At 44.8% G+C, this 25,263-nt stretch carries 20 protein-coding genes and 1 pseudogene; 7 read left to right on the plus strand and 14 right to left on the minus strand.

The window, feature by feature from the left end:
* The 8 genes and pseudogenes from JGK20_RS05010 to JGK20_RS05045 form a co-directional block, all read right to left on the minus strand.
* Positions 1-123, minus strand: a 123-nt coding sequence (locus JGK20_RS05010) for a MerR family DNA-binding transcriptional regulator (RefSeq protein ID WP_293229645.1), incomplete at its 3' end; no start/stop codon positions are given.
* Between the two features lie 89 nt (positions 124-212).
* A complete protein-coding gene (locus JGK20_RS05015) occupies positions 213-1,340 on the minus strand; it encodes a glycosyltransferase family 4 protein (RefSeq protein WP_293229588.1) in 1,128 nt (375 codons plus the stop codon).
* 354 nt (positions 1,341-1,694) lie between these two features.
* Complete coding sequence (locus tag JGK20_RS05020; RefSeq protein ID WP_293229591.1) at positions 1,695-2,867, minus strand: glycosyltransferase family 4 protein; 1,173 nt, start codon at positions 2,865-2,867, stop codon at positions 1,695-1,697.
* 1,621 nt (positions 2,868-4,488) lie between these two features.
* Positions 4,489-5,178, minus strand: a complete 690-nt coding sequence (locus tag JGK20_RS05025) for a CPBP family intramembrane glutamic endopeptidase (RefSeq protein ID WP_293229593.1) — start codon at positions 5,176-5,178, stop codon at positions 4,489-4,491.
* 264 nt (positions 5,179-5,442) lie between these two features.
* Positions 5,443-5,988 (minus strand): hypothetical protein, encoded by a 546-nt coding sequence (locus JGK20_RS05030; protein ID WP_293229596.1) that lies wholly within the window; start codon positions 5,986-5,988, stop codon positions 5,443-5,445.
* A 1-nt stretch (position 5,989) separates the two neighbouring features.
* Positions 5,990-6,229, minus strand: a complete 240-nt coding sequence (locus JGK20_RS05035) for a DUF3696 domain-containing protein (RefSeq protein WP_293229598.1) — start codon at positions 6,227-6,229, stop codon at positions 5,990-5,992.
* A gap of 211 nt (positions 6,230-6,440) precedes the next feature.
* A pseudogene (locus JGK20_RS05040) lies at positions 6,441-7,528 on the minus strand (ISAs1 family transposase).
* Between the two features lie 78 nt (positions 7,529-7,606).
* Positions 7,607-8,800, minus strand: coding sequence for an ATP-binding protein (locus tag JGK20_RS05045; protein ID WP_293229600.1), 1,194 nt, complete (start codon positions 8,798-8,800; stop codon positions 7,607-7,609).
* A 74-nt stretch (positions 8,801-8,874) separates the two neighbouring features.
* Between JGK20_RS05045 and JGK20_RS05050 the strand changes: the two genes are divergently transcribed.
* Positions 8,875-10,464 (plus strand): Hsp70 family protein, encoded by a 1,590-nt coding sequence (locus JGK20_RS05050; protein WP_293229602.1) that lies wholly within the window; start codon positions 8,875-8,877, stop codon positions 10,462-10,464.
* Between the two features lie 201 nt (positions 10,465-10,665).
* Here the strand turns inward: JGK20_RS05050 and JGK20_RS05055 are convergent, their stop codons facing one another.
* Positions 10,666-11,187, minus strand: a complete 522-nt coding sequence (locus JGK20_RS05055) for a L,D-transpeptidase (protein WP_293178839.1) — start codon at positions 11,185-11,187, stop codon at positions 10,666-10,668.
* Positions 11,188-11,304: 117 nt separating this feature from the next.
* Entirely contained in the window at positions 11,305-11,943 is a 639-nt protein-coding gene (locus JGK20_RS05060) for a bifunctional 4-hydroxy-2-oxoglutarate aldolase/2-dehydro-3-deoxy-phosphogluconate aldolase (protein WP_293178812.1), read from the minus strand.
* A gap of 54 nt (positions 11,944-11,997) precedes the next feature.
* On the opposite strand from JGK20_RS05060, the gene JGK20_RS05065 reads away from it, so the two are divergent.
* The 3 genes from JGK20_RS05065 to JGK20_RS05075 are packed head-to-tail and all read left to right on the plus strand — an operon-like array spanning position 11,998 to position 12,710.
* Positions 11,998-12,315, plus strand: a complete 318-nt coding sequence (locus JGK20_RS05065; RefSeq protein WP_293207120.1) for a hypothetical protein — start codon at positions 11,998-12,000, stop codon at positions 12,313-12,315.
* Entirely contained in the window at positions 12,308-12,571 is a 264-nt protein-coding gene (locus JGK20_RS05070) for a type II toxin-antitoxin system RelE/ParE family toxin (RefSeq protein ID WP_293178806.1), read from the plus strand. The genes JGK20_RS05065 and JGK20_RS05070 overlap by 8 nt, the downstream gene beginning before the upstream one ends.
* A complete protein-coding gene (locus JGK20_RS05075; protein ID WP_293229651.1) occupies positions 12,507-12,710 on the plus strand; it encodes a hypothetical protein in 204 nt (67 codons plus the stop codon). The genes JGK20_RS05070 and JGK20_RS05075 overlap by 65 nt, the downstream gene beginning before the upstream one ends.
* Before the next feature lie 45 nt (positions 12,711-12,755).
* Here the strand turns inward: JGK20_RS05075 and ftsH3 are convergent, their stop codons facing one another.
* The gene (gene ftsH3 / locus JGK20_RS05080; RefSeq protein ID WP_293178800.1) at positions 12,756-14,594 is read right to left on the minus strand and encodes an ATP-dependent zinc metalloprotease FtsH3; all 1,839 of its coding nucleotides are present in this window, start codon (positions 14,592-14,594) and stop codon (positions 12,756-12,758) included.
* A gap of 493 nt (positions 14,595-15,087) precedes the next feature.
* On the opposite strand from ftsH3, the gene JGK20_RS05085 reads away from it, so the two are divergent.
* On the plus strand, positions 15,088-21,816 hold the full coding sequence (locus tag JGK20_RS05085) for a glycosyltransferase (protein ID WP_293229605.1): 6,729 nt from the start codon (positions 15,088-15,090) through the stop codon (positions 21,814-21,816).
* 87 nt (positions 21,817-21,903) lie between these two features.
* Here JGK20_RS05085 and JGK20_RS05090 read toward each other — a convergent pair whose 3' ends face one another.
* The 3 genes from JGK20_RS05090 to JGK20_RS05100 form a co-directional block, all read right to left on the minus strand.
* Entirely contained in the window at positions 21,904-22,233 is a 330-nt protein-coding gene (locus JGK20_RS05090; protein WP_293189957.1) for a type II toxin-antitoxin system PemK/MazF family toxin, read from the minus strand.
* A complete protein-coding gene (locus JGK20_RS05095) occupies positions 22,217-22,414 on the minus strand; it encodes a hypothetical protein (RefSeq protein WP_006633633.1) in 198 nt (65 codons plus the stop codon). Before JGK20_RS05095 ends, JGK20_RS05090 begins: the two co-directional genes overlap by 17 nt.
* Positions 22,415-22,532: 118 nt before the next feature.
* The gene (locus JGK20_RS05100) at positions 22,533-23,426 is read right to left on the minus strand and encodes a CNNM domain-containing protein (protein ID WP_293207111.1); all 894 of its coding nucleotides are present in this window, start codon (positions 23,424-23,426) and stop codon (positions 22,533-22,535) included.
* 246 nt (positions 23,427-23,672) lie between these two features.
* Here JGK20_RS05100 and JGK20_RS05105 point away from each other — a divergent pair, with 246 nt between their 5' ends.
* Positions 23,673-24,590 (plus strand): YihY/virulence factor BrkB family protein, encoded by a 918-nt coding sequence (locus tag JGK20_RS05105; protein ID WP_293178785.1) that lies wholly within the window; start codon positions 23,673-23,675, stop codon positions 24,588-24,590.
* 19 nt (positions 24,591-24,609) lie between these two features.
* Positions 24,610-24,930, plus strand: a complete 321-nt coding sequence (locus JGK20_RS05110) for a hypothetical protein (protein ID WP_293178782.1) — start codon at positions 24,610-24,612, stop codon at positions 24,928-24,930.
* The last annotated feature ends 333 nt before the right edge of the window (positions 24,931-25,263 follow it).

Raw genomic sequence — 25,263 nt, forward strand, 5'->3', positions numbered from 1 at the left:
TCGTCGTTGACCGGAGGGTGTGCGAATGGCGGTAATAATGCCATCCTTTTCCCATCGCCTGAGCGTATGTAGGCAAACTCCAAAATGTTCGGCTGCTTGCCTTGGGGTTGAGTAGTTATCCAAAAGTGAATAATGCTGAATATTCTGCTAGTTTAACACATTATTCAGATAATTGCAGCAAAATTCAGTAAATCAATCAACAGGAGAATGCTCTATTTGTACAGCTTGTCCGTTAATTGTGGCTGACGTTCGACTGCGGTGTACAGTGCAGCCTCGAAGATATCGGTTGCATCCTCCCAGGTATAATGTATCACCGTGTCCAAAGCAGTCTCAGACATGGCCCGCCATTCGGCATCTGACAACTGACAAATCTGCTCGATCGCTTTTGCCATATCCTGTGGGTCTTCTGGTTTCACAAGTATTCCACCCCCGCCAGCGAGGAGTTCCGGAGCCGCGCCAGCAGGAGTGCCGATCACTGGAGTGCCACAAGCCATCGCTTCTAAAATTGGCAAGCCGAAGCCTTCGGTTTGGCTGGCAAACAGCCAAGCATCGCATTTGCTGTAAAGTTCTTTGAGTTCGTCTTGACTAGGTATCTTGTAATACTCAATATTATGCTGCAACAAATCCGGAGGAGCAGTTTCGCCGGAACCAAAGGCAACTAAACGAAGATTAGGGATTCTTTTGGCCGCTAGATTGAAAGCTTCAATGGCAAGAGCACAGCCTTTCCAAGGAGCTATAGAATAGTACATCCCGACTGTGGGAACTGACTGCTTGCCCCGCGGCTGCCCCGATCGCGATCGGGGGTCGTAAAACTGTGTGGTGTCAACAGTGGGAGGCACGAGAGATACAGACAAATTACCAAATTCATCCCTAGCCTTGTCTTCCAGCCACTTAGCGACGGCAATTTTGTGCATCGGCAGCCGCCAAGTTGCATCTACTCGAGCTTTTGGTGTGTAGTCAAAAGCCTCGTAGTGTTGGAGAAAATATACTTTCGCTCCTTTGCTGGGGGAGAGTTTAGACACCCACTCGGCAGTTTCCCACCAAGTAGCCATGATAATATCGGCATCAGGTACGTCCCTGTCGGTAATTGGACGGTAGGTTTCGGTAACTCGACTTTCGACATCTATACGGTCAAAGTGAGACGGCCCTCTCGCCTGAGCGGGTTCCCAACCCTTACCTCTGACCACAGAGCGCAATTGTTGCATTAAAGTTGGTCGTTCGTGAGGTGTAGAGACGATACATATTGTGTGTCCTCGCTGTTGGAGAATTTGTGTGTAGATAGACAAAACCCTCATGCCACCTGTAAGAGCAAGGGTAGGAAGGACAAAAGTAATTCTCATAGTATAGGTAGATGTGAAAGATCAAAACTGGTCGATCGATTGTCGTCAGGGACTTTTGCCAATGACAAATCAGGAGATGTGTGAGGATTAGACAAGTCTAACCTTTAACAGCCTGAGCTTTCAAACATCCGTTGAACTCGGGTTGAGATTTTGGCCGGCAGTAACAGGAAACCAGTATTTGAGGTAGATGCGGTCAGAATTAGTGTCGAAACTGCTGGGTATAAAACAGGACACCGCCGATGTGAGTTTTACTAGAAGCACCCTACCAAACGATAATTGAGTTCCTACGCAGAATCCCGCGATCGCTGGCATCACTAGCGCAGAATTTCAAATTGCCGCTGTTAACATCAAAGCTTAACTTTTTCCGGCGCCGGTGGGAACCGCGCATGGTAATGGGCCCCGCACATAGTAGGGAGAACAGGAAACTATGTTAACTTCACGCTGTTGAGATTTCTCTACAGCAACTTTCAATCCTGCTTCAAAATGCTCCGTGGCATCTTTCCAAGAGTAATTGGTCACCTTAGCATAGGCGGCTTCCGACATGGCTTGCCACTGGGCATTCGACAAATGACACATAGATTCTATGGCTTTTGCCATTTCTTCGGGATCTTCTGGGCTTACAAGTATGCCAGTACCGCCGCTCAAAATTTCAGGAGCAGCGCCTGCTGTGGTACTGATGACGGGAGTGCGGCACGCCATCGCTTCGATAATTGGCAAGCCGAAGCCTTCAGAGCGACTCGCCAGCAGCCACGCATCGCATTTGCTGTAATAATCTTTGAGTTTGTCTTGGTCGGGTCTAATTACATACTCGGCATTGGCTGGTAGCGGCAATTCCGGGGATGGGGCCTCTGTACCGAAGGCAACCAGACGCAGGTTGGGAATTTTTTCAGCGGCTAGGGAAAAAGCTTTGAGTGCGATGTCGGTTCCTTTCCAGTAAATTGCAGAGTACATCATGCCAATGGTAGGAACCGATTGTTTGTGGCGAGGGCAGGCATAAAATTGCTTGGTGTCAACGCTCGGAGGAGCTGAGGAAACTTGGCGATCGCCGTATTTAGTCCGAGCTAGCTCAACTAACCAGTCAGAGATCGTAATTTTGTGCATGGGCAGCATCCAGGTTGCTTCGACTCTACCTTCAGGTAGATAGTCAAAAACTTCATGGTGCTGGATAAAATAAGCTTTAGCTCCTTTGCTCGGGGAGAGTTTTGCTACCCACTCGGCGGTTTCCCACCAGGTGGCAACTACTACGTCAGCGTCAGGCACATCTTTGTCTTCTATTGGGCGCGAGCGATCGATAATTTTGCTTTCTACACTGAGATTATCGAAAAATGATGGCTCATTTTCAGGTGTGGAAATCCAACCCCTTCCCCGCAGCAGCGACTTGACTTGCTGGCGCAGACTCGCTTGCTCATGGGGTACAGAGATGACGAACACGGAGTGTCCTCGTTGTTTCAAGAGTTCTGCGAAAATAGATATTACTCGAATTCCACCAGTCAGACACAGAGTAGGAAGAACAAAGGTGATTTTCATGTTTAACTCCCGCTGAATAATCCGACTCGGTTTCGACGCTGCGATGAGCGTGCTTTGTGAGAGCCGACAGGAAAGAGGGGCGGGTGAATCTTAATTACCGCTTTCCCGGTGTGGGCATAGAATCAAACCTAGCGACTGTTCGCAACACCCCAGTATAGATCCACAATTTCGCTGTCATTCAATCTATAGTAATGATGGATTCGATTCACCAACAGTTCCCTGCGGGATATTTTTTCGGGTCTCGGAAGGTTACTTCTCAAGACAGATACGCGATCTAACATCAGCTTTTTTCGCCCCACACACGAAGCTCTACAACACTTCCTGCCTAACATAACATCATTTGCTGATCTTACCGACACAGAGTTACGGTAAACCGTAACTCTCCAAACTTTAGTGTTGGGGAAAGGTAGCCAGCGTAACAATATTCCGGAGATTGACAATCGCCGTCCGGAAAAATTTGTTATATAATTCTATTAAATTAAATTATTAGTTATAAAATATTAATTCGCGATAGCTATCATCGCTAGAAATACTGATGCTTGACTGTGTGTTTTAAGTTACTATACGCTCTGTATCGCTTAAAAAATATATTATTTATTCTGAATTCAGAGATGTAATTTGCTCAAACACCTGCACGGACGCGAGCTGATTCTGAAAGGGAATCGCAGAAATCACAGTCATGGATAGGTTAATCAGGAAAAACTGGTTTTTTTTAACTATTGCTCGATCTTGTTGCCGTAAATGTCTTAAAAAACCGTTTGATGCGTCTGGACTGCTGAAAAAGGTAGGTTTGTCGATCGCTACAGAATATATAATTTGATTGGTATCAATTTAATTAACTGCCTGAGTTTTAAATTTTTTAATGGCAGGCGATCGCCTGAAAGTATCCCCAAAAGTGACTGCCACTTCTCCACCGAGTATGTAGCGTGCCCAACAGATGTCTAAGTAATTACCGTAAAATTCAAGTTCCCCCAATTACCTAACGATCGTGTAAATATCACAACAATTGTCAGGGTGCAGTGATATAGATCGTGGCAACCTTGACTCTTAATTGGTAGCCGCAGCTTAGCGGTATGTATCAAGCGAGTTCGCTTACAAAAAAAATCCTGCTATGAAAGAATCATATTTCCTGAGTTGACGATTCCGAAGGACAATCGGTGTACTTTTGAGCGTTGTGGTGCCCAGGGTGGCAACGATATGGTTTGCCAGTTTTCACGCAGTAAAAATTATGCGATCGCCAGCGCAACAAAATCTCTAACTTTAAATAGATGTCTTCACACAAAGCATTTCTCGGTGGGAATACATGAACTTTCAATTGTTGTACAGCATCAGTCAAAATCCCAGCAGCGTCCAATACGGTTGAGTTAAGAGAGTCCCGCAGTCATAACGATTTGAAAAATAGACACTGAGATTGCTCTGGGGCGCGATCGCTGCGGACAAAAAGTGTTAGCCCAAGCGTATTGGGCTATAGTTTAATACGGTTCACTTAAGAAGATAATTGCTCAGCGCCCACCTGACTTAACCGAGAAATGTCATAGTCTCTGCGATTGCCGCGCTCGATCGCTCGCAATGACAAAAACGTTAAGTGAACCGTATTTGGCTATAGTTGCTAAAAAAGTGGCTAGTTAAAGAGGATTTGCCAAGCAATCATTGCGAGGGCTAAATCTGCGATCGCGTGGCTGATATAACTAGGCCACAGCGAACGGTAAGTTAGATAACAGTGCGACCAAATTATCCCGGCGGTGAAGACGGCGAATGAGCCTAAAATCACAGCGCGCCAGTCGCTGTAGGCTGCGATTACAAAAATGTGGTGGAGGGTGAAAAATAGTGAACTGAGAAATATGGCTGGTTTTCCTGGTATCAGAATCTGGCATTTGTTGCAGACAAACCACCGCCAAGTAAATTCTTCAATCAGCGAGTTAACTAGCACGAAATATGCTTCAACAATTAAGTAAATATTTTGGCTGTTGGTTCCCAATTGGCGAGCTTTTTCTTTGGCCGCTACAGGATCGATCCAGTGCTGGCCGAAAAGGCTGTAGATACCCACAATTACCGCAAACATGGCTATTCCCCAAATGGCTCCAGCCCGCAATTCTCGCCGCTTGGGGAGGGATAAATGCAGTTTTTGCCGATCGACTAAAACACACCAGGCGATCGGGAAAAGGAGCAACCAAAGTTGACACAAGGCTGATACTGTTTTTCCCCAGCCTCCGGGGGCAATATACAAACCTGTTATTATACCAATACTCGCAGCGGGGACGAGCAGTGTGAGAGCTAAGAGTGCTGTTTTGCGATCGCCAATTTCCAGCATTTTTTACGCCACCTTTGAAAATTTGGATTGACATCAAAGGTAAAAGCTTGGCCGGTTCCCAGAGGTGATACCAGTTTTACAAAAATTTAACTTTAGCCAAACCTGAAATTCTGATGCCGTCAGTCATGCCCAATATAAAATATAAAATATAAAATAGTATGATTTTTGTGCCACTTATCAAAGTGGTGCGTCTTTGTGGCATCGGAAAATTGGTATAATGGCGATCGCACTTCCGATCCTAATCAGGAATTACTCTAAATTAACTCAGTTGTCGGCTTTTTGAAATCCGAGCGATCTTTCTATTTCGGGTTCAGCACCATTTTGCAGCCAATCAAGAGGTTTTTCTGCTATTTGGGCTGGATTTACCCATATAATATCTTTAAGCTCATCAACCTCTACTGCTACTTTAGCAAAACATTGTCTGACTTTGTTATCAAGTGAAATTACTGTGCGATCGGTAGCGATCGCAGCTTCCACCAACCGCAAATCTTTAACCATTATTTCCCGCTCTTTATCGCTTTCGGCAATCGATTCAACTTGAGACCACAAATTATCATCTACCGCGATATCGCAGGGGCATAGTTTCTTCTTTGCCACCATCCGGCGCAGCCATATACGAGCGGATTTTGATTGATGCTTGTTCCACTCATCTCTAATATTTGGAGTCATCACAACTCTGTGAGAAATATCCAAGACAGCTTGGAGAAAATCGCGACAGTAAACGGATATTGGATAGGTAGCATCTTCTCCACCAGCAGCACGCGCAACTGAAGCATCAATTACCAGGCGTTTAGAAATTTTATCTGCCATGTTAACGCTTCCACAAAACAGCTTCTGCTGCTTTTAAATAGCGGTTTTCTAGATGCAAAGAGACATCGCCAAAATCTTCCGGCCACTCTCCAAAAGCTCCTGTTTCATCTAGATCGGCACTGCTGACTTCTGTAACACCATCGTCGCGCCGTTTAAACCAGTGAAGTTTGACTAAATCAGGTAATATTTTACCCTCGGCCACTAACGATTGAACTGCTAAAAGCAACCAGGGGGAACGCATCTTATTGAACACTCTTCGCTAGTGGTGAGTATATTTTGAGATAAATTCACCATTCTTAGAAGCTATAGATACGCTTTGTAATGACTTTTATAAGAAAACAGTAACTGATCAATGGTGGTTTTTATGCCTGTCCTATTTTTGAGACAATAAAAATATTACAACTACTATTTACAAGTTGTATAATATTTAGTGATGAGTTATTTGTGAAAATTTAGTTGACTGCCACAGCGAGGATCTTGGCCAAATAGCCATCATCCCACCCGGCTCGGAGTCGCTTATTCTTTACTCCGGTTTTTGAGGCTTTTTCTTGATTCAAAAGATTGAGCGAAATGTGTCTAAGAATGGCAAAGTTTTGCGGAGCATTATCTTTCCTGATTCGACAATCATCTTCACGAAAGCCCACATCTAACACCCAATGTAAACGATTTTCAATTCCCCAATGGCTGCGAACTGATTCACCAAATTTTTGAGCATTATTTGGTGAACTACTAATGTAATAACGAGTTTCAATACTTGTTTTTCCTTTCACTATTCTCACGGATTCTATCATGCCTATACTATGAAGTTTCTCCCATTGATTGTCGGGATCTATCAGCTCTTTGATGTCACTTAACATTAAATGATGTCGGATTTCTGAGCGACCATGATTACTTTCTTTCTTGGTCGAATAAGCTGTATGTGTAAATCCCGAAAATCCTTGTGCAATTGCTTGTTTAAATAACTCTTCTACTCTGGCATACAGGGATGGTTGGTTCTTTTTTAAGGTGATTACGTAATCTCCTCCTTGTTCGATAATTGATTTCACAATTGACCTCTGACAGCCCATGGCATCAATCGTGACAATGCTTCCGTTTAATTTTAATACTTTAAGTAAAGCCGGAATAGCCGTGATCTCATTCGATTTTTTGTCAACTTTAACTTGTCCTAAAACTAATATCATAAGAATGGCGAAGAGTTTTTCCATCAAGTGCAATTACTTCTCCTCTCCTTTAAGCAGCTAATAGATTGAATCCAACTCAAAAAACATTTCTGAAATTGTTCCGGATTCAGGCGAGAAAATACTCGCGCAATTGTGTCATGCGAAGGTATGCCATTCGGCAATTCTAAAAATTTTTTTAACCATTCATATTTGGCTCGCCCATAACTTTCGATATCGACCCATGTATCAGCGCCGCAAATCACGGCACAAATTGAGAGAGTGATAATATCAATTAATTGATGATGTCTCGTCCGCTCGACTCTTGGGTCTTCTAGATCAAAAAAATGGTCGGCGATGGTAATTTTAGGTTTGAGTTTCATACAGGTGAACCCTAATTAAATGTTTTGTAGTTACTCAATAATTCTTGTCCAATATACCATATTCTGTTAATATAAAGTTTAGATGCGTTCGCCCTGTAAAAGCAACAATTCGCTGTGAGTTTCTAGAACTACTCGCACACCTCGATTTGCAGCATCAACTAATATCTCTGCTAAAGCAGCTTGAGCGCGAGGATGCAAGTGAATTTCCGGCTGTTCGAGATAAACTAATTGTCCTGGTTCTGCTACAAGCAAGGCAACTAAAACAGGCAAAGTTTGCGATACCCCAAAGCCAACATCAGCAATACTTACCATGTCCGTTGTTTTACCTTTATGATTGCGACACAAACGACCTACAAGCAACTCAACTTGTGTATCGTCAACTTCTTTGGCTTGAATTTTACAAGTAAGGCCCAATGTTTCTAGAGATGTACTTAAAAGCTTAATACGTCTATCTTTTTTTTTCTGCCATTCATTTATTACGCTGGCAACGTAACTCTCAAAAGTCCCTGGAAACTCGCTGCCGATAGCCGTAGTGTTGTAAGTTCTTTCTGGATTCCCTCTTAAACCTGGAACGTGAATTATTTGTCGGATATATTGGTCGAATAACTTTGACGGACTAGCACTAACAACATTCATTAAGGACTCAGTTAACTTCGTCTTCCCAGTCATACCTAAAGTAAATTCAAAAAAGCAGCGAGTGCGATTCACTTTCCATTTTAGTTCTTCTTTTAGTTTTTCCTCCAAATTAATGGATTTATTTTTAACATTTTCTAAGATACTATTATACACATTAGACAAAGGTTGAGGAATTACAGGTAGAATATCTTTGTGAGTAATTCTAGGGGAAAAATAAATCCGATCGCTTTCACTTTGAAATATCATTTCAATAAGTTCAATGGATTTTTGAGGCAGCTTCTTAAAAGTAACTGTTAGAGATTGATGACCTTCAATTTCAACCTTAATTGTGAAGCTATCTGTACGGTTTTTACCAGAAGACTGAAAAAATAGCTGTCCTGCTAGAGTAAAACGGACATGGGGACCATTCAGTAGCAAAGCGCCAGGGTCATAGGTTGCTTCCAGTGTTTGTTTCATCAGCAATAAGGGCTGCATGATGCTGGATTTACCTGAACTGTTGGCACCAGCTAGAATGGTTAGCGAACGCACTGCAATATAAGATTCTTCATACAAAGATTTATAGCCGCGTACTGCAATGCCATTAATTCCCTGCACGAGTTCTTTTTTCTTTCTTTTAGAGGAAGTGGATTGAGTCATAATGTTATGTTTGCATTTGCGGCTCTAAATACCATAATATAAGATAATCTGTAGTAGCTGTGTATTTTGGCCCAATGACGATCGCAATTGACTTTGGAACTAGCAACACCGTCGTCGCTCGCTGGAATCAAGCTCTCCAGCAGCCCGAAACCTTGAAATTGCCGGGATTGTCGGCAATCTCGGTTCAAAATCCACCCCTAATTCCCAGTTTGCTCTACGTTGAGGACGCTGCTCAAAGTAAAGTAATCCTCGGTCAGCAAGTCCGCGACAAAGGCCTAGATCTGAGTGGAGATTCTCGGTTTTTTCGCAATTTTAAGCGGGGAATTGGCACTTTTGTGCAGGGTTTTGTGCCGGAACTTGACGGGCAAATTGTTGATTTTGAACGAGTCGGTGAGTGGTATTTGAGCCAAATTGTGAACTCAATTCGCGAATTGCCTTTGTCGGTAGATTCTTTGGTTTTTACTGTGCCGGTAGATAGTTTTGAAGCTTACCGCCATTGGTTGGGTAAAGTTTCTGAATCTCTGCAAGTGGAACAGGTGCGGATGTTGGATGAGCCTACGGCGGCTGCTTTGGGTTACGGTTTGGCCGATCGCGAAATTCTATTAGTGATTGATTTCGGCGGCGGCACTCTCGATATTTCATTGGTACGCCTCGATGTTAATGCCAACAAAAAGCCTTTGGGGTTTTTGCTGAAATGGGGCGAAAAGTTGTTAGCTGAATCTTCTGCACAAAAGACAAAAGTTGCCAGGGTTTTGGCTAAAGCCGGACAAAATTTAGGCGGTTCTGATATTGATAATTGGTTGGTTGACTATTTTGTTAAAACGAAAAAGTTGGCAAAATCTCCGATTACGACGAGGTTGGCAGAAAGGTTAAAAATTCAGTTATCTTTGCTAAATAATGCGGCTGAGGTTTATTTTGATGACGAAACTTTTGAGAGTTACGAATTAGAATTAGACAGATCGGGCTTTGAATCTATCCTCGCCGAACATCAGTTTTTTGAGAACCTCGACGAGTGCATGAATCAAGTATTGCAGCAAGCGCGGCGCCAAGGCTTAGAAATTGGCGATATCAATGCAGTTTTGCTCGTTGGCGGTACTGTCCAAATTCCAGCGGTGCAGCGTTGGGTGCAGCAATATTTCGATCCGGCAAAAATTCGGTGCGACAAACCCTTTGAGGCGATCGCCCAAGGTGCTCTACAATTAAGTCAAGGCATAGAAATCAAAGATTTTCTCTATCACAGTTACGGCATTCGCTACTGGAACCGCCGCGACAATTGCCACAGTTGGCACAGTTTAATCAAATCCGGTCAGTCTTATCCGATGACCGAACCGGTAGAATTAGTCTTGGGAGCTTCTTTGGAAAATCAGCCCAGCATAGAATTAATTATCGGCGAATTGGGAGCGGAAACTGGTGGGACGGAGATCTATTTTGACGGCGACAGGCTAATTACTCGCCAACTCGCGGGCGAAAGATCCGTACAGCCGCTAAATGACAAAGACGGAGCTCGCAGTATCGCGCAATTGACGCCGCCTGGGTATCCGGGGAGCGATCGCATAAAAATCTTTTTCCGCGTTGACGAACAGCGCTTTTTGCGGATTACTGTGGAAGATTTGCTAACCAATGAAACTTTGTTAGAGGATAAACCAGTGGTGCAGTTAAGTTAAATATAGGACGTACGGTTGAAACCGCGTCTAGACAAAGGAAGTCCGCCTCCGCGGACTGAATGAAATCAAAAATTCCCACGCCCTTGAAGTGAATTTTGTCTCCATAAATGTAATTTTAACCGCTCACTCTTCAACCTGCGGAGGCAGGTTTTGTCTGTATAGACGCGGTTTCAACCGCCGTTTGATCTACGAACCTATTAGTTAAATTTCAGATTTGTGCACCACTACAGGCGTCCCCACCGAGGCCCAATTGAACAGCCATTTAGCGTGATTTACAGCTACATTTGTGCAGCCGTGAGTGACGGGATTTCCAAACAAATTGTGCCAGTAAGCGCCGTGAATTGCATTACCGCCATCGTAATACATTGTATAGGGAACGTCGGGCACGTCGTAGTCTTCCCCAGTCATTCTAGTAACGCGATATTTGGTTTGGATGGCAAAGGTTCCCGTGCGGGTGGGAGTCGATGATTTGCCGCTGGAAATAGTCACCGCATAAACGGGTGTATTTCCTTCCCAAGCTATGAGTTTTTGTCTTGACAAATCAATTTCAATCCAGCGCTGACTGGATTGCTGCAACTGCATGATTCTATTGGCAATTATGTTGCGCTGTTCGCCTGCAAATGCAGGAATTTGTCCGCCACAAAATGCAGCAACTGTTAGGGCGCAGGCAACACATAAAGTTCCTGCGCGACGCAAGTAAGTTGAGTTGATAATCATGTTTATTCCTCACACCCAAGACGATTTGATAGTTTTAGATTGAAAAATTGAAGAATTGGGAAACTTTCACACCTGGTACTATTTTAAATTGTAGATTATAGATTTTAAATTGGGAAAGAGGGCTTAACAAGTTGTTAAGTTTTGGGTGAGAGTTTTGGCAATTTCGACGATCGCCCGCCAATCTCGATTTTGCACTAAGTGTTTGGGAAATAAGTCTCCGGCTAAACCAACGGCGATCGCCCCAGCGTCAATAAATACCTTGGCATTTTCCAGCGTCACCCCGCCCGTGGGAATCAAAGGAATGTCGCCCAGAGGGCCTTGCAGGCTTTTCAGGTAAGCAGCGCCTCCCAAGCCTGCGATCGGAAAAACTTTCACGCAGGTAGCACCTGCTTGCCACGCCGTCATAATTTCTGTGGGAGAAAAAGCACCAGGGACGATCGGCACTCTCGCATCAACTGCTGCTTGAATCATGCCTACATCGGTGTGCGGAGTAAACAGGAATTGAGCCCCGCAATCTATGGCTTGCTGCAACTGTTCTAAGTGTAATAAAGTGCCAGTACCAATACTAAAATCTGGCAATTCTGAGCGGAGTTGCGAAATTAATTCAGCGGCTTTGTGGGTATTCCAGGTAATTTCAATAAATTGGATTCCTCCTGCTGCTACAGATTTTGCCATCTGCCAAGCGACTTCCTGTTCGGATGAACGGATCACGGCGATCGCTCGGTGTTTTTTTAGTAGTGTCAACCAAGATTGATGATTCATGCTAACTCATTCTGACTAGGATATAATTTTAGTACACATTACAAAATTCGATATATGCCAAACTACAATATGCGCGGCGTTCAATTTTTAATAGACAATGAAGGCAACAAAACCGCTGCAATTGTTGACCTCAAAGAACACAGCGAATTTTGGGTTGACGTGTTGGCTGAATGTGGCGAACCGACAGACTTTCAGTTTTTAGTTGACGGCCAAGGCGAAAAAATTGCGGTGCTGCTTGACTTCGAGAAGCACGGCGAACTCTGGGAGGATGTTTATGACTCTTTGACTATTGAATCTAGACAAGATGAACCAAGAGTTCCCTGGGAAGAAGTTAAGCGCCAGCTTGAGGAAAAGGGTATGTTGAATGTCTGATTACTTGGTCATTACTGCACGTTCGGCTCAAAAAGACCTGGACGCTCTGCCCGTTGAAATCAGCAGTCGCATTTATCCCCAGATAAATGCTTTAGCCAGTGTGCCCCGTCCCCCAGGCTGTCTCAAGTTAAAGGGGAAGAAAAACGGCTGGCGAATTCGGGTGGGCGATTACAGGGTAATATACACCATAGATGACGACAGCCGCACGATCGATATCAGTAAAGTGCGTCACCGGCGAGAAGTTTACCAAGGGTGATATCACGTCCGGTTATATCGAAATGATGCAGTGCGATCGCCCGATCGCATTGCACAATGAAATTAAACAGCCGATCGCACCACAAAAAAATCGGGGCGATTCCAGACAATACCAGAAGCACCCCAATTATCGATTTTAAGCTTTAGATTAAATCTAAAATCTAAAATCCAAAATCTAAAATCAATTAGGCAATTGTCGCCATCTTGACATCGCTATTAGCTAACAAATTTTGCAATTCATCAGCATCGACAGTTTCCTTGTCAACTAGCATATCTGCCAAGGCGTTCAGCACGTGGCGGTTGCCGACGAGCACGTCTTTAGCGCGCAGGTAAGCTTGCTCTACCAACAAGCGGACTTCATCATCGATCGTAGCTGCGGTTTCTTCAGAAAAGTCCCGTTCGGCCATGATATCGCGACCCATGAACATATTCCCTTGTTGGCGACCGAGAGCTACAGGGCCTAGCCGATCGCTCATTCCGAAGCGAGTTACCATTTGGCGTGCTACTCTTGCCACTTGTTGCAAGTCATTGGAAGCGCCAGTTGTGACTTCTTCTTCACCGAAGACAATCTCTTCAGCAATGCGGCCGCCCAAGGCTACCGCCATTTGATTTTGCAAGTAAGAGCGAGAATACAAGCCAGAATCCATGCGATCTTCGCTAGGTGTGAACCAAGTCAAACCACCAGCGCGGCCGCGGGGGATAATGCTGATTTTCTGTACGGGATCGTAGTCGGGCATCAGCGCACCGACTAAAGCGTGACCGGCTTCGTGGTAAGCTACTAAGGTTTTGCGTTTTTCGCTCATCACGCGGTCTTTCTTTTCGGGGCCGGCGAGGACGCGATCGATCGCATCGTTGACTTCATCCATCGAGACTTCGGTCAAATTGCGACGGGCTGCCAAAATTGCTGATTCGTTGAGCAAGTTAGCCAAATCCGCACCTGTGAAACCGGGTGTCCGGCGGGCGATTTTTTCCAAATCCACATCTTTTGACAAGGTTTTGCCGCGGGCGTGAACGTTAAGAATTTCGAGGCGGCCGGAGAAATCGGGGCGATCGACCACAACTTGGCGATCGAAGCGACCTGGACGTAGCAGCGCAGCATCCAGCACGTCGGGGCGGTTAGTAGCAGCAATCAAAATGATGCCAGTATTGCCTTCAAAACCGTCCATTTCGGTCAGTAACTGGTTCAGGGTTTGTTCCCGTTCATCGTTACCACCGCCCAAACCAGCTCCGCGCTGGCGGCCTACGGCGTCAATTTCATCAATAAATACGATACAAGGAGCGTTTGTTTTAGCTTGTTCAAACAAGTCGCGGACGCGGGAAGCACCGACACCGACGAACATTTCGACAAATTCCGAACCGGAAATGCTGAAGAAAGGAACACCTGCTTCTCCGGCGACTGCTTTGGCGAGCAAGGTTTTGCCTGTTCCGGGAGGGCCGACTAACAGCACGCCTTTGGGGATTTTAGCTCCGACTGCGGTGAAGCGATCGGCATTTTTCAGGAAGTCCACGACTTCAGCGAGTTCTAGCTTGGCTTGTTCAATGCCGGCTACGTCGCCGAAAGTCACCTGAGTTTGAGGCTCCATTTGGACTCTAGCTTTCGATTTGCCGAAGTTCATGGCTTGATTGCCGGGCCCGTTTTGGGCGCGTCGCACCAGGAAAAACAGTCCCACCAAGAGCAGGATCGGGAAGAACAGGCTGCTGAGGGCTTTTACCCAGAAGCCTTCGTCGTTTTGGGGCAGAACTGAAATATCTACCTTATTTTTGGTCAGGATGTTAATCAGTTCGGGGTCGTTAGGCAGGTTGACAATTACCTTGCTGCCGTCCTGAGCGGTTACGAGAGCTTTACTGCGATCGGAACTGATATTTATTTTGTCTACTCTGTTGCCTTCGACTTCCTGAATGAATTGGCTGTACTTCCAAACTTCCCTACTTGGGGGCTGTTTGTCAAAAAATGCAGTGGCTAGGGCAATGACTACAATAGCCAGCAGTGCGTACAGTCCAGCGTTTCTCCAGCGTTTATTCACCGAGGTCGATCCTCCTAATTATTTAGTCCCTGTGATTTGGGAATTTTTATTTATGTTCATCAATCTTAACGTATTTGTAACTTGTTTTTGTGTTGTCAGGAATCCCGGCAAGGGCGATCGCTCGTCTGAAGTAGTGGAAACCGAATGTTCCTTCACTGCGTCAGGAGATGGGAGTATTTTACTAAAGAGTCACATATAGCATAAATTGAAAATTGTCAAGCCTTTAGTAGAAGTAATCTTGAGGGGACGGACTCCTGATAAGATCTCTGAGTCAGGGCTCCATTGGTGTAGGATGTTCCTGTTTATTCACTCTTCATACATAGCGATCGACCGTTGAGGAACCGTCCGAAGATTTCAAGCCTCAGCATTAAAACAGTCTAGCCTACCCATTGCCATCACTTTGCCAGATTAAAAATTGAGTTAAGAGCGAGAGATATTCGGCATTCCAATACAGACAGTCACTTGAATAACCTTGTAAGTTTAGATAATCAAAATGAAGTGCAATATTTGTGATTCTCCAACAAACAGCTTGGCTGCGGCTACGGTACTAAAAAAATATAACGTTGAGTATTTTCAATGCTCAAATTGTGGATTTGTTCAAACCGAGGAACCGTACTGGCTTGAGGAGGCTTATTCAGAAGCCATAGCTAGCAGCGACGTGGGAATGTTATCCAGAAGCACGATGTTCTCCACCGCAGCCAATAATATTATTTTTAATTTGTTTAATCACCGCGCTAATTTTTTAGACTACGGGGGCGGCTACGGTGTATTTGTTCGGATGATGAGAGATTTAGGATTTGATTTTTCATGGCATGATAAATATTGCAAAAATATATTTGCACAAGGCTTTGAAGCCGAGGCAAACAGCAGCTACCCCTACGAATTAGTAACAGCATTTGAAGTATTTGAGCATTTTGTTAACCCGCTGTCGGAGATCGAAAAAATCTTCAAATATTCTCGCAATATTTTATTCAGTACCAGATTGCTGCCAGCCAACAATCCCCAGCCCAGCGAATGGTGGTACTATGCCCTAGATGAAGGTCAGCACATTTCTATTTATACCACCAAGGCACTGTCTATAATTGCCGAAAAATTCAATTTAATTTTTTACTCTAACGGCGATTCTTTGCACCTCTTGACAGAAAAGGAAATCCCGCATCAACTTTTTCAAAGCTTATCATATTGCCAAGAGCCGGAATTAAAAAAAGCCTCATTACTCCAACATGATTACGAGGCAGCTTTGAGAAAAATTGCCGACAGAGAGAACCGCAAATCAATGATAACTCCAGCAGCCCTATCTCCTAAAAATTTAAAAAAGATTGTGATTGACGGCGTATTTTATCAGCTTAACAGCACCGGCATTGGTCGCGTCTGGACATCGCTGCTAGAAAACTGGGCAGAAAATGGTTTTGCTAAACAAATTCTAGTTCTTGACAGAGCGGGAACCGCCCCCAAAATTCCCGGCATCCAGTACCGGAATGTAGCCCGCTACGACTACAGCCAAACCGATGCAGACCGCCAAATGCTACAGCAAATCTGCGATGAAGAAAATGCAGACTTGTTTATTTCTACTTATTATACAACGCCTTTGTCAACGCGATCGGTATTCATGACCTATGACATGATTCCCGAGTTGATGGGACAAAATCTTGCTCATTCCGAGTGGAGAGAAAAGCATTCCGGTATCCGCCACGCCTCAGCCTACATAGCTATTTCAGCAAATACAGCCCGCGATTTAGTTAAGGTTTTTCCGCAGATATCCTCAGCTTCTGTAGCTGTAGCGCACTGCGGAATAGACGCCAATTTCTCGCCAGCCGATAGAGAAGAAATCGCAGGTTTTAAGTCAAAGTACGGCATTGCTAAACCCTATTTTCTTTTGGTAGGCGAGAGGGTAGGCTGGCATGGTTACAAGAATGGGATATTATTCTTCAAAGCCTTTTCTCAACTTGCCAATAAGTTTGACTTTGATCTAGTCTGCACAGGCGGCAAACCTGTATTAGAACCCGATCTGCAATTGTATTGTTCTGGAATCACTGTCCGCACGCTGCAACTAAGCGATAGCGAATTGAGAGTTGCTTATTCGGGTGCTGCGGTATTAGTTTATCCGTCGAAATATGAAGGCTTTGGATTGCCAGTCGTCGAAGCCATGGCTTGCGGTTGTCCAGTCATCACTTGTCCAAACGGTTCGATTCCAGAAGTAGCAGGAAAAGCAGCGGTTTATGTAGATGGCGATGATGTCAGCGGGCTTGTCAATGCTTTGCGGGAAATACAGAAGCCTGCTGTCCGCAACTCATTAATTGCGGCGGGGTTAGAGCAAGCTAAGAAGTTTTCCTGGTCGAAAATGGCTGCAACTGTTAGCTCTGTTTTGGTTCAAGTAGCTGAGCATTCCCTTCAACCGCAAGCCGATCCAGCCTTACAGAGCGAATTATCGAATTATGACACATCGCAGCCTGTCCCGTCAGCTTTCAAAGTATCTGCGATCGTTTCTACCTACAATTCCGAAAAATTTATTCGCGGCTGCTTGCAAGACTTGGTAGATCAAACGCTGTACAAACAAGGCGAACTGGAAATCATTGTAATTAACAGCAACTCCGAACAGAACGAAGGAGAAATTGCACGGGAGTTTCAATCGAGATATCCCAACATAATTTATTGCCGGATACCACAGCGAGAAACCATTTATGCAGCTTGGAATAGAGGAATCGAGATGTCGCGCGGCAGATACATTACTAATGCGAACGCCGACGACAGACACCGCCCCGACGCATTGGAAATCATGGCTAATTATTTGGACTCGCAACCAAAAACTGCTCTGGTTTACGGCGATCAATTAATTACGAATGTTGTTAATGATACCTGGGTTGCGACGCAAGCTCAAACGCGGTGGAATTGGCCGGACTTTTCCTATGGGGAACTGGAACGACGCTGCATCATGGGTTCTGCGCCAATGTGGAGAAAATCGCTACACGAAAAACACGGCTATTTCCGAGCAGAATTGACGGCGGCTGGCGATTACGAATTTTGGTTGCGGGTGGGAAAAACCGAAAATATGTTCCGCATCCCGGAAATAATTGGGCTTTACTACCACAACGAGCAAGGTTTAGAACATGGTTCAGGGCGATCGCAACAAGAAACGCTTAAGATATGGAATGAATACGGCATCATCCGCCGAGGTATTAAACCCGCCACTACCCTCCCCGTTGCAATCTCTCCGTCACAGCTAAACGCCATGCCCTACCGCACCCCCGAATCAGCACTCGTCAGCATCATCATCCCCTGCTACAACCACGCCAATCTACTCAGAGAAGCTGTTGAAAGTGTTGTCAATCAAACCTATCAAAATTGGGAGTGCATCATTGTCAACGACGGTAGCACCGATGATACCAGCAACTTCGCAAATTATTTAATTCAATTGTATTCTCAAAAAGCGCTGCGCCTCATCGACAAACCCAACACGGGGCCCGCTGATTCCAGAAATATTGGTGTTCAAAATTCCTCAGGAAAATTCATTTTATTCCTAGATGCTGACGATAAACTTCATCCCAAATTTCTGGAGGAGTGCGTTGAAGTTTTATCAGCGAAACCGGAGGTGGGTTTTGTCTATACAGATGTGCAGCACTTCGGAGCAAACTGCGATTTAGTCAACCACGGGGATTTTGACCCCAATAAATTTTTGAGAGACAATCAAGCCCCCGCTACTTCCTTATTTAGAAGAGAAATTTACGAGCAAGTTGGCGGCTTGAAAAAAGTGATGAAGCTGGGATGCGAAGATTGGGAATTTTGGATTTCTGCCTATGAAAAAGGCTGGTTAGGCGATCGTTTGCCTCAGCCTTACCTCTACTACAGGCAACACGGCGACGGCTCTAGCAGAACCCAAAAAATGGCGGGAGAACGCGAAAAATTAGACTTGATGAGGGCTACAATTGTTCGCCTGCACTCTCAACTTTACAAACCAGAAGAAGTGCGTTGGTCAGAAAAAGTTTTGCAACAACACGGTAACTTAATTGCTGATGAATTAGCTCAGCTTAATAAACCCGAACAGTTTTTAGCTTCCCTTCCTCAATACCTGGGAGATTACCAAAAAGACCAAACGAATCAAGTTGCTCTCGCTCACATCCGCCACAGCCGCCGACAACTTGCCGATTATTTTGTGAATCTGCCCGCAGAACAACTAGAAACTGCCTACTCCGGCGATGCAGGCAAGGCACATCAAATGCTGCTTAACAGCACGATCAAATATGAAGCAATCACAGATACTGAACAAAGTTTAATCGGTCAACTAGAAACACATCTATCCCAGGGAATTAAAACTCTGAAAGATGTTGGCTACTTACTAGCAGCCTCTCTCTACCGTCGTGCCGATCAGTTATTGCTAAAGTATGAAAATGCAGCTATACCCAATTGGTTTGTTAACGACTATCTCAAGTTTATGTTTACCGCGCCGACGCTCTTTCAAGAACTAGGAGAGGCTGGCAATTATTGCCGCTACGTTCAGGGATGGGTTAGTTACGTGCACCGCAATATATTCCAAAACCAAAATTCACAAATTTGGCAGGACATCGCCTGGTTTTTCACTCAAACCGCTAACTTTATCCCTTTGTATTTCAATAGCGAAAATCTCAAGCAAGTCTACACCAAACGGGCAGAAATTATTGAATTTGCGATGAAAAATCGCGGGGCTGCCATTGATTGCATTTTTCCGGCAAGGGGTGCAAACAGACAGAAAATTCGCGTCGGAGTTCTGACTAAGCATTTCGGGGCGATGACGGAAACTTTCGCGACTTTGCCTGCTTTTGAATATCTGAATCGAGAACAGTTTGAAATTATTTTGTATGCTATCAATTTGGATGGTAATAAATTAGAACAGTATTGCCAGAGTCGCGCGGATAGGCTGGTGCAATTGCCGAGTGATTTGCCGAGTCAAGTTCAGGCTATCCGCGCTGATGACTTAGATATTCTGTTGGTTGCTACGAATATTACTGCTGTCACTCATCCGATTAGTTTGCTGGCGCAGCATCGATTGGCGCGGGTACAAACTACTTGTTTTAATTCTCCTGTGACTACGGGAATGCGCCACGTTGACTATTATATTGCTGGCAAGTTGATGGAACCTGGCATTGAGGGATGCGCGCATTATCGCGAGGAATTAGCCACTGTTGACGGCTTGGGTTGCTGTTTTAGCTATACCCTCGAACCCTATACTCCTAATGTTCAACTGACTAGAAATAGCCTGGGGATTTCTGAGGAATCGGTTGTGTTTATTTCCAGCGCTAATTTGTATAAGTTGGTGCCGGAGTTAAGGGAAACTTGGGCGAAGATTCTGGCGGCTGTTCCTAATTCTATACTGTTTTTAATGCCTTTTGGCCCTAGCTGGACTAATTATTATCCTGGGGCGGCTTTTGTGAATAATATGCAAGGGATTTTTGCGAAGTATGGGATTGATAGTAAGCGTTTGCGGGTGGTGAAGGCTTTGCCGAATCGTGCGGATGTCAAGGAAGTTTTGAAGTTGGGTGATGTTTATTTGGATTCTTACCCCTATGCGGGGACTACTTCTCTTGTGGATCCTCTGGAGGTGGGATTGCCAACTGTGGTTAGGGATGGTGATACTTTACGATCGCGCATGGGAGCAGCAGTGGTACGATCGCTCTTGATGCCAGATTTAATCGCCCGTGACGAGGCATCCTACATTCAGCTAGCCGTCAATCTCGCCACAAACCCGCAACTGCGGCAGCAAAAACGCCAGGAAATTCAGCAAAAAATGCAGGGCAATCCCGCCTGTTTTGACAGTGTTGCATACTCGGGGGCGATCGCGAAACTATTCCAAGAACTCTTTAGCAACTGGCAAGCCAGCCACCTAGAAGCCTCCCGCAGCTTACAGGATAGCATTCCCAAACAGCCAGACTTGGGCGATAAACTCTTGCATAACGTCCAGCTTTACCAAAGAAACTCATCAAACATCTCAGCAATATCCGAACTCCGCCAAATCCGCAAACAAATCGCTGATTTCTGGCTAAATGTTCCCACCGAAAACCTAGAAGCCACCTATAAAAGTGCTGACGGTAAAAGCTATCAAATGCTGCTGCATAGCTACTTTCAACATCAAGCGATGATGGAAGGCGAACAAATATTTTTGCAGCAACTAACCCAGATTAGCAAAGGATTAGTCCATCCTAAAGCTGTCAACGCCTTGCTCGCAGCAATGCTATATTTCCCGCCGGGAACCATGCGGATTCCCGACGCTCGCAACCGCTTGCCGCACTGGTTAATCGGCGATTACGAACAAGTTTTTGAAACAGAAGATACCGTCGAGAAGGAGTCAAGTTCTGACTTACTCGCTCAATACATTCAATCCCCGCAATTTGCAAATCAACTATTAGGATGCGTCAATCTTTACCGGATCGATCCGTCAGACGAATCGGTAGTTTTGGAACTCCGCCAAATCCGCAAACAACTGGCTGATTTTTGGCTAATTGTTCCCACAGAAAAACTAGAAAATGTTTACCGAGGGGAAGTTCGCAAAGCATATCAAGCAATACTTAGCTGCGGCTTGCAAGCCAAATCAATGACTGAAGCCGAACACAACTTTTTGCAGCAAGTGACCGAAATTAGCAAAGGGTTAGTGCATCCTCAAGCTATCAATGCTTTGCTGGGTGGAATGCTGTACTTTGTACCAGGAAAAATGCGGGTTGCTGACGCTCACACCCGCTTGCCACACTGGTTGATTGACGATTACGAAAAAATCTTTGAAATCCCATTCGCGGACAATCAACAAACGATTGTCAACCAAGATTATCTCCCGCAGTTTCTCAATCAATTAACTGCTGCTGTGAATCTTTATGAAATTGACCCGACGGCGGAAATGGTAATAGCAGATTTGCGGGAAATTCGCAAGCAAATTGCTGATGTGTGGCTGAAGGTTTCCGGCGAACAACTTGAACTTTTGTACCGGAGCGATTTCGGTAAAGGTTACAAGGCAATGCTCGGGAGCGGATTTATTAACGAGCCGCTTACTGATACTGAACGTGCTGTTTTGAATTCGTTGGTGGGTGAGTTGAGTAAAGGGTTTGGAATGCCTCAGGCTGTGAATTATTTGTTGGCGGCGAGGCTGTTTTGTCGCGCTGGACAGTTGCAAGTTCAGGATGCGGATAGTTGTTTGCCTGAATGGTTGTTTGAGGATTACGAGCAGTTTGTTGGGGGTGCGATCGAGCTTGCTGTGAAGTAAACGGCTCTACAGCAGATTGCAGGTGCATGGAGTACAATTTAAATCTTAAGCACCTGCGAAACTCGTTGACAAACTGTCGCTGCTGCACTAAAACCCTAACCAACCTCGGAGAGATTTCTCCAGTCGCTCAGCATCAGAATCTGCTAATTTGCCAATCGTTCTTACAACTAAGCTTTCATGTACTGTATACAAACCTCGCTTGACTGCTGTAGCCACATTTAACCCTGCTATTGACCATTCAGCGAGTACGAACTCACCCTCAATTAAGGATGCAGTTTTGCTTGTCAATGGCACAATCATAATGTCTTGAGATACGTGTGGCGCACTCAAAACAATTGCTGGTCTTACCTTAGAACTAGACAAGTCTGAAAAGGGATATCTAACCAAAATTATGTCATTTTTAGAGTAGCTGGGCATAGACATCATCCTCAGTATTATCCCAAACTGTATCTAGTGATGTTTGACTGGCTTGAAGCCAAAACTCAGCTTCTTCATCAGGTAAAACTGTTACTAATACTTTTGCCCCTTCGGGTAACTCTGATAACTCCAGCAGTTCAATTTTCCCTTGTCGAACAGTAGCCCAAAGTGTTTTTAGCATATCCACCTCATAAACTGTGCTTTATGCAATTTGCAGATTTCTGGTAGGTTGTCGCACTGAGCGACTAATTACAACCTAACACACATAGATCGAGGAAGTATTTAAGCCTGATTTAGGATTAATTCAAGACGAGTTCTGGATGTTGCGGCTCAAACAAAGGGCGAGTTACCTGACGCAGCAGCACTGTTTCTAAACTGCCTTCTACTACATCTGCTGCTTCTATTTCTAATTCGCCCCACAAAAATCGATCGCCTTTATTTGGAATTTTACCGAAATTGTGGATCGCGAATCCGGCGATTGTTTGGTACGCTTGGTTGGTTGGCAGGTTTAACCCGAGTTTTTCGTTAACTGCTGTTACTTCCCAGACGCCGGAAATTAGGGCTGAATGAGCGTCTTTTTCAATCAGAGTTGCTTCGGAAGCTGGTAGCAGCGATTCTGACTGTTTACTGGTAATCCAACCTGTCAGCAGCCGCACCGTACCGTTGAGAATTGCTAGCAGCGGCCAGAGTATTTTCGAGCAGATTTCGAGGGCGGGCATCAGTAACAAAGCTGTGCGTTCTGGGGCGTGGGTTGCTAATACTTTGGGGATGAGTTCTCCTAATACTATCTCGATGTATGTAACGAAGATGAAAGCTACGGGAACTGCGATCGAATGCGCCGTCAGCATCGCGGGAAAATGACCGATCGGCAATTTGTCGATCCAGGGCTCGATCCAGTGTACAGTCGCACCCTCGCCCAACCATCCCAACAGCAGACTTCCGGCTGTTGTGCCTGTTTGAGTCACCGACAGGTAATGCGGTATGTTGTTCTGCGCTTGATGGACGAGTTCGGCGGTTTTCGCGTTTGGGCGATCGCGCAACTGGGCGAGTTGGCGGATTTGATGGCGATCGGCTGATACTAATGCTAGTTCTGACGCCACAAAAAACGCGATTAAAAGTGTTAAGCCCAGCAACATTGCTAATCTCAGCAGTGTTTCGGCGACTTCTATTTCCAGACAAGTAAGGTTATTCAAGATAGATATCTAATCTGATAGATGTTTAGGTTAATCATTTCATCTTAGCTTGCAATTCAGATAGATTGACGGCTCCACATATCGGATATCCGCACTACGGGTCTTCATAAGGTGTGCATTGCACACCCTACAAATAGATAAAAAAAGCAATTTGCCATCCATAAATCTATCTTCTGGCCGACGAGAAAAAACTCATAACATATTACAATGCCTTTGTGAAGCATAAGTATAAGGAAACCAAAGGTAGTGAACTTAAAAACAGTCATATCGCTGCTAAAACAAACTTTTACTGAATGGCAAGAAGATAAAGCACCAACCCTAGCCGCCGCCCTAGCCTATTACACAGTTTTTTCCCTCGCCCCGCTGCTAATTATCGTAATTGCGATCGTCGGTTTAGTCTTTGGTGCAGACGCAGCCCAAGGTCAAATCGTCGCCCAACTCCAAAGTTTAATCGGCAAAGATGGCGCTCAAACTGTCCAAGAACTAATCCTTAAAGCTTCCGAACCCAAGTCGGGAATGATTGCTACTATAGTTGGTCTCGCTACACTTTTGTGGGGCGCTTCCAATGTATTTACTAACCTCAAAGAAGCTCTCAATACTATTTGGAATGTTTCACCGCCTCCGGGACGCGGCATTTGGGGATTTTTGCAAGACCGCGTATTGTCTTTTGCGATGATTTTAGGCATCGGTTTTTTACTGCTAGTATCTTTAGTCCTTAGCGCCATTTTAGCTGCCGTCAGCTATTGGTTGAACGGCTGGTTGCAGTTACCTGTTGGCATTTGGCAGATTGTGGACTTTGCTATCTCGTTTGGCGTAGTTACGCTGCTTTTTGCCTTAATTTACAAACTTTTGCCCGATGTCGATCTTGCCTGGAATGATGTTTGGATCGGCGCCGCCATCACCTCAATGCTGTTTACGATCGGCAAATCCCTAATAGGAGTTTACCTGGGAGGTAGCGGTATTGCCTCTACCTACGGTGCTGCTGGATCGTTCGTAATTATCCTGCTTTGGATTAATTATTCCGCTCAAATTCTGTTCTTAGGTGCCGAGTTTACCCAAGTTTGGGCTAACCGATACGGCTCTCGAATGCGAGGTTCGCGAAATAATACCCTGCACAGCGAAAAGGGGGAATCCTCCACACGCAAACATCGAAAAAATTCTTAACATTTGACAATTGGGAAATTTGAGGTTAAAGTCTATCCCCGGCTTTGATAAAAGCAAGAGCGAAGCAGCCAGAAAGCGGAAGGCGGAAGGAAAGAAAAATTTTGAAGGCAATAATTTATCTTTCTCTTCGAGCGCCATGTCAAATTCTGTCTTTGGGAAGATTTACTTCTGCTTTCTCCACAGTTCAAATTATTTATCGCGACAGGTGAAAATTTTACCTCCGACTGACTGGATCGGCTCGAACAGCAAGCTGAAAGCTGGTTCGAGTTTGACAACTGCTCAAATCCGGGAAATTCTCTTCACCCTCGTTCATTTCCATTTAGATTATCTAGAGTTTTAGCTGCTGCTGGTCTCTGTCAGCAGAAGGAAGTCGTTTGTCAATTTTTCCAGTGAAATTATCCCTGAGGGATGATTTATCGATCGCCTATTTTGACTTTAATAACAATTAGCAGCTACATTTCATTCCCCGCGCAGTAGCCAAAATCGCACATTAATCGGCTTTCAACAGTTGACAGTTGACAGTTGACAGTTGACAGTTGACCCCAAGAGAGCAACGTCTACCTAAAAGGAAAAGGATTGGAGTAATGAATAGTCTGATTTTAATTTCTCCCTCACTCGTGTTCCGGCTTTCAACCAATTCTTTCTGGTAAGTTTTTTTAAATTTTGGTAAACA

This window comes from Microcoleus sp. PH2017_05_CCC_O_A, assembly GCF_020738785.1.
Lineage (GTDB): Bacteria > Cyanobacteriota > Cyanobacteriia > Cyanobacteriales > Microcoleaceae > Microcoleus.

Coding starts and splice junctions, on each gene's coding strand:
- JGK20_RS05015 (WP_293229588.1), bottom strand. CDS start 1,340: ATGAGAATTACTTTTGTCCTTCCTACCCTTGCTCTTACAGGTGGCATG.
- JGK20_RS05020 (WP_293229591.1), bottom strand. CDS start 2,867: ATGAAAATCACCTTTGTTCTTCCTACTCTGTGTCTGACTGGTGGAATT.
- JGK20_RS05025 (WP_293229593.1), bottom strand. CDS start 5,178: ATGCTGGAAATTGGCGATCGCAAAACAGCACTCTTAGCTCTCACACTG.
- JGK20_RS05030 (WP_293229596.1), bottom strand. CDS start 5,988: ATGGCAGATAAAATTTCTAAACGCCTGGTAATTGATGCTTCAGTTGCG.
- JGK20_RS05035 (WP_293229598.1), bottom strand. CDS start 6,229: ATGCGTTCCCCCTGGTTGCTTTTAGCAGTTCAATCGTTAGTGGCCGAG.
- JGK20_RS05045 (WP_293229600.1), bottom strand. CDS start 8,800: ATGACTCAATCCACTTCCTCTAAAAGAAAGAAAAAAGAACTCGTGCAG.
- JGK20_RS05050 (WP_293229602.1), top strand. CDS start 8,875: ATGACGATCGCAATTGACTTTGGAACTAGCAACACCGTCGTCGCTCGC.
- JGK20_RS05060 (WP_293178812.1), bottom strand. CDS start 11,943: ATGAATCATCAATCTTGGTTGACACTACTAAAAAAACACCGAGCGATC.
- JGK20_RS05065 (WP_293207120.1), top strand. CDS start 11,998: ATGCCAAACTACAATATGCGCGGCGTTCAATTTTTAATAGACAATGAA.
- JGK20_RS05070 (WP_293178806.1), top strand. CDS start 12,308: ATGTCTGATTACTTGGTCATTACTGCACGTTCGGCTCAAAAAGACCTG.
- JGK20_RS05075 (WP_293229651.1), top strand. CDS start 12,507: ATGACGACAGCCGCACGATCGATATCAGTAAAGTGCGTCACCGGCGAG.
- JGK20_RS05085 (WP_293229605.1), top strand. CDS start 15,088: ATGAAGTGCAATATTTGTGATTCTCCAACAAACAGCTTGGCTGCGGCT.
- JGK20_RS05090 (WP_293189957.1), bottom strand. CDS start 22,233: ATGCCCAGCTACTCTAAAAATGACATAATTTTGGTTAGATATCCCTTT.
- JGK20_RS05095 (WP_006633633.1), bottom strand. CDS start 22,414: ATGCTAAAAACACTTTGGGCTACTGTTCGACAAGGGAAAATTGAACTG.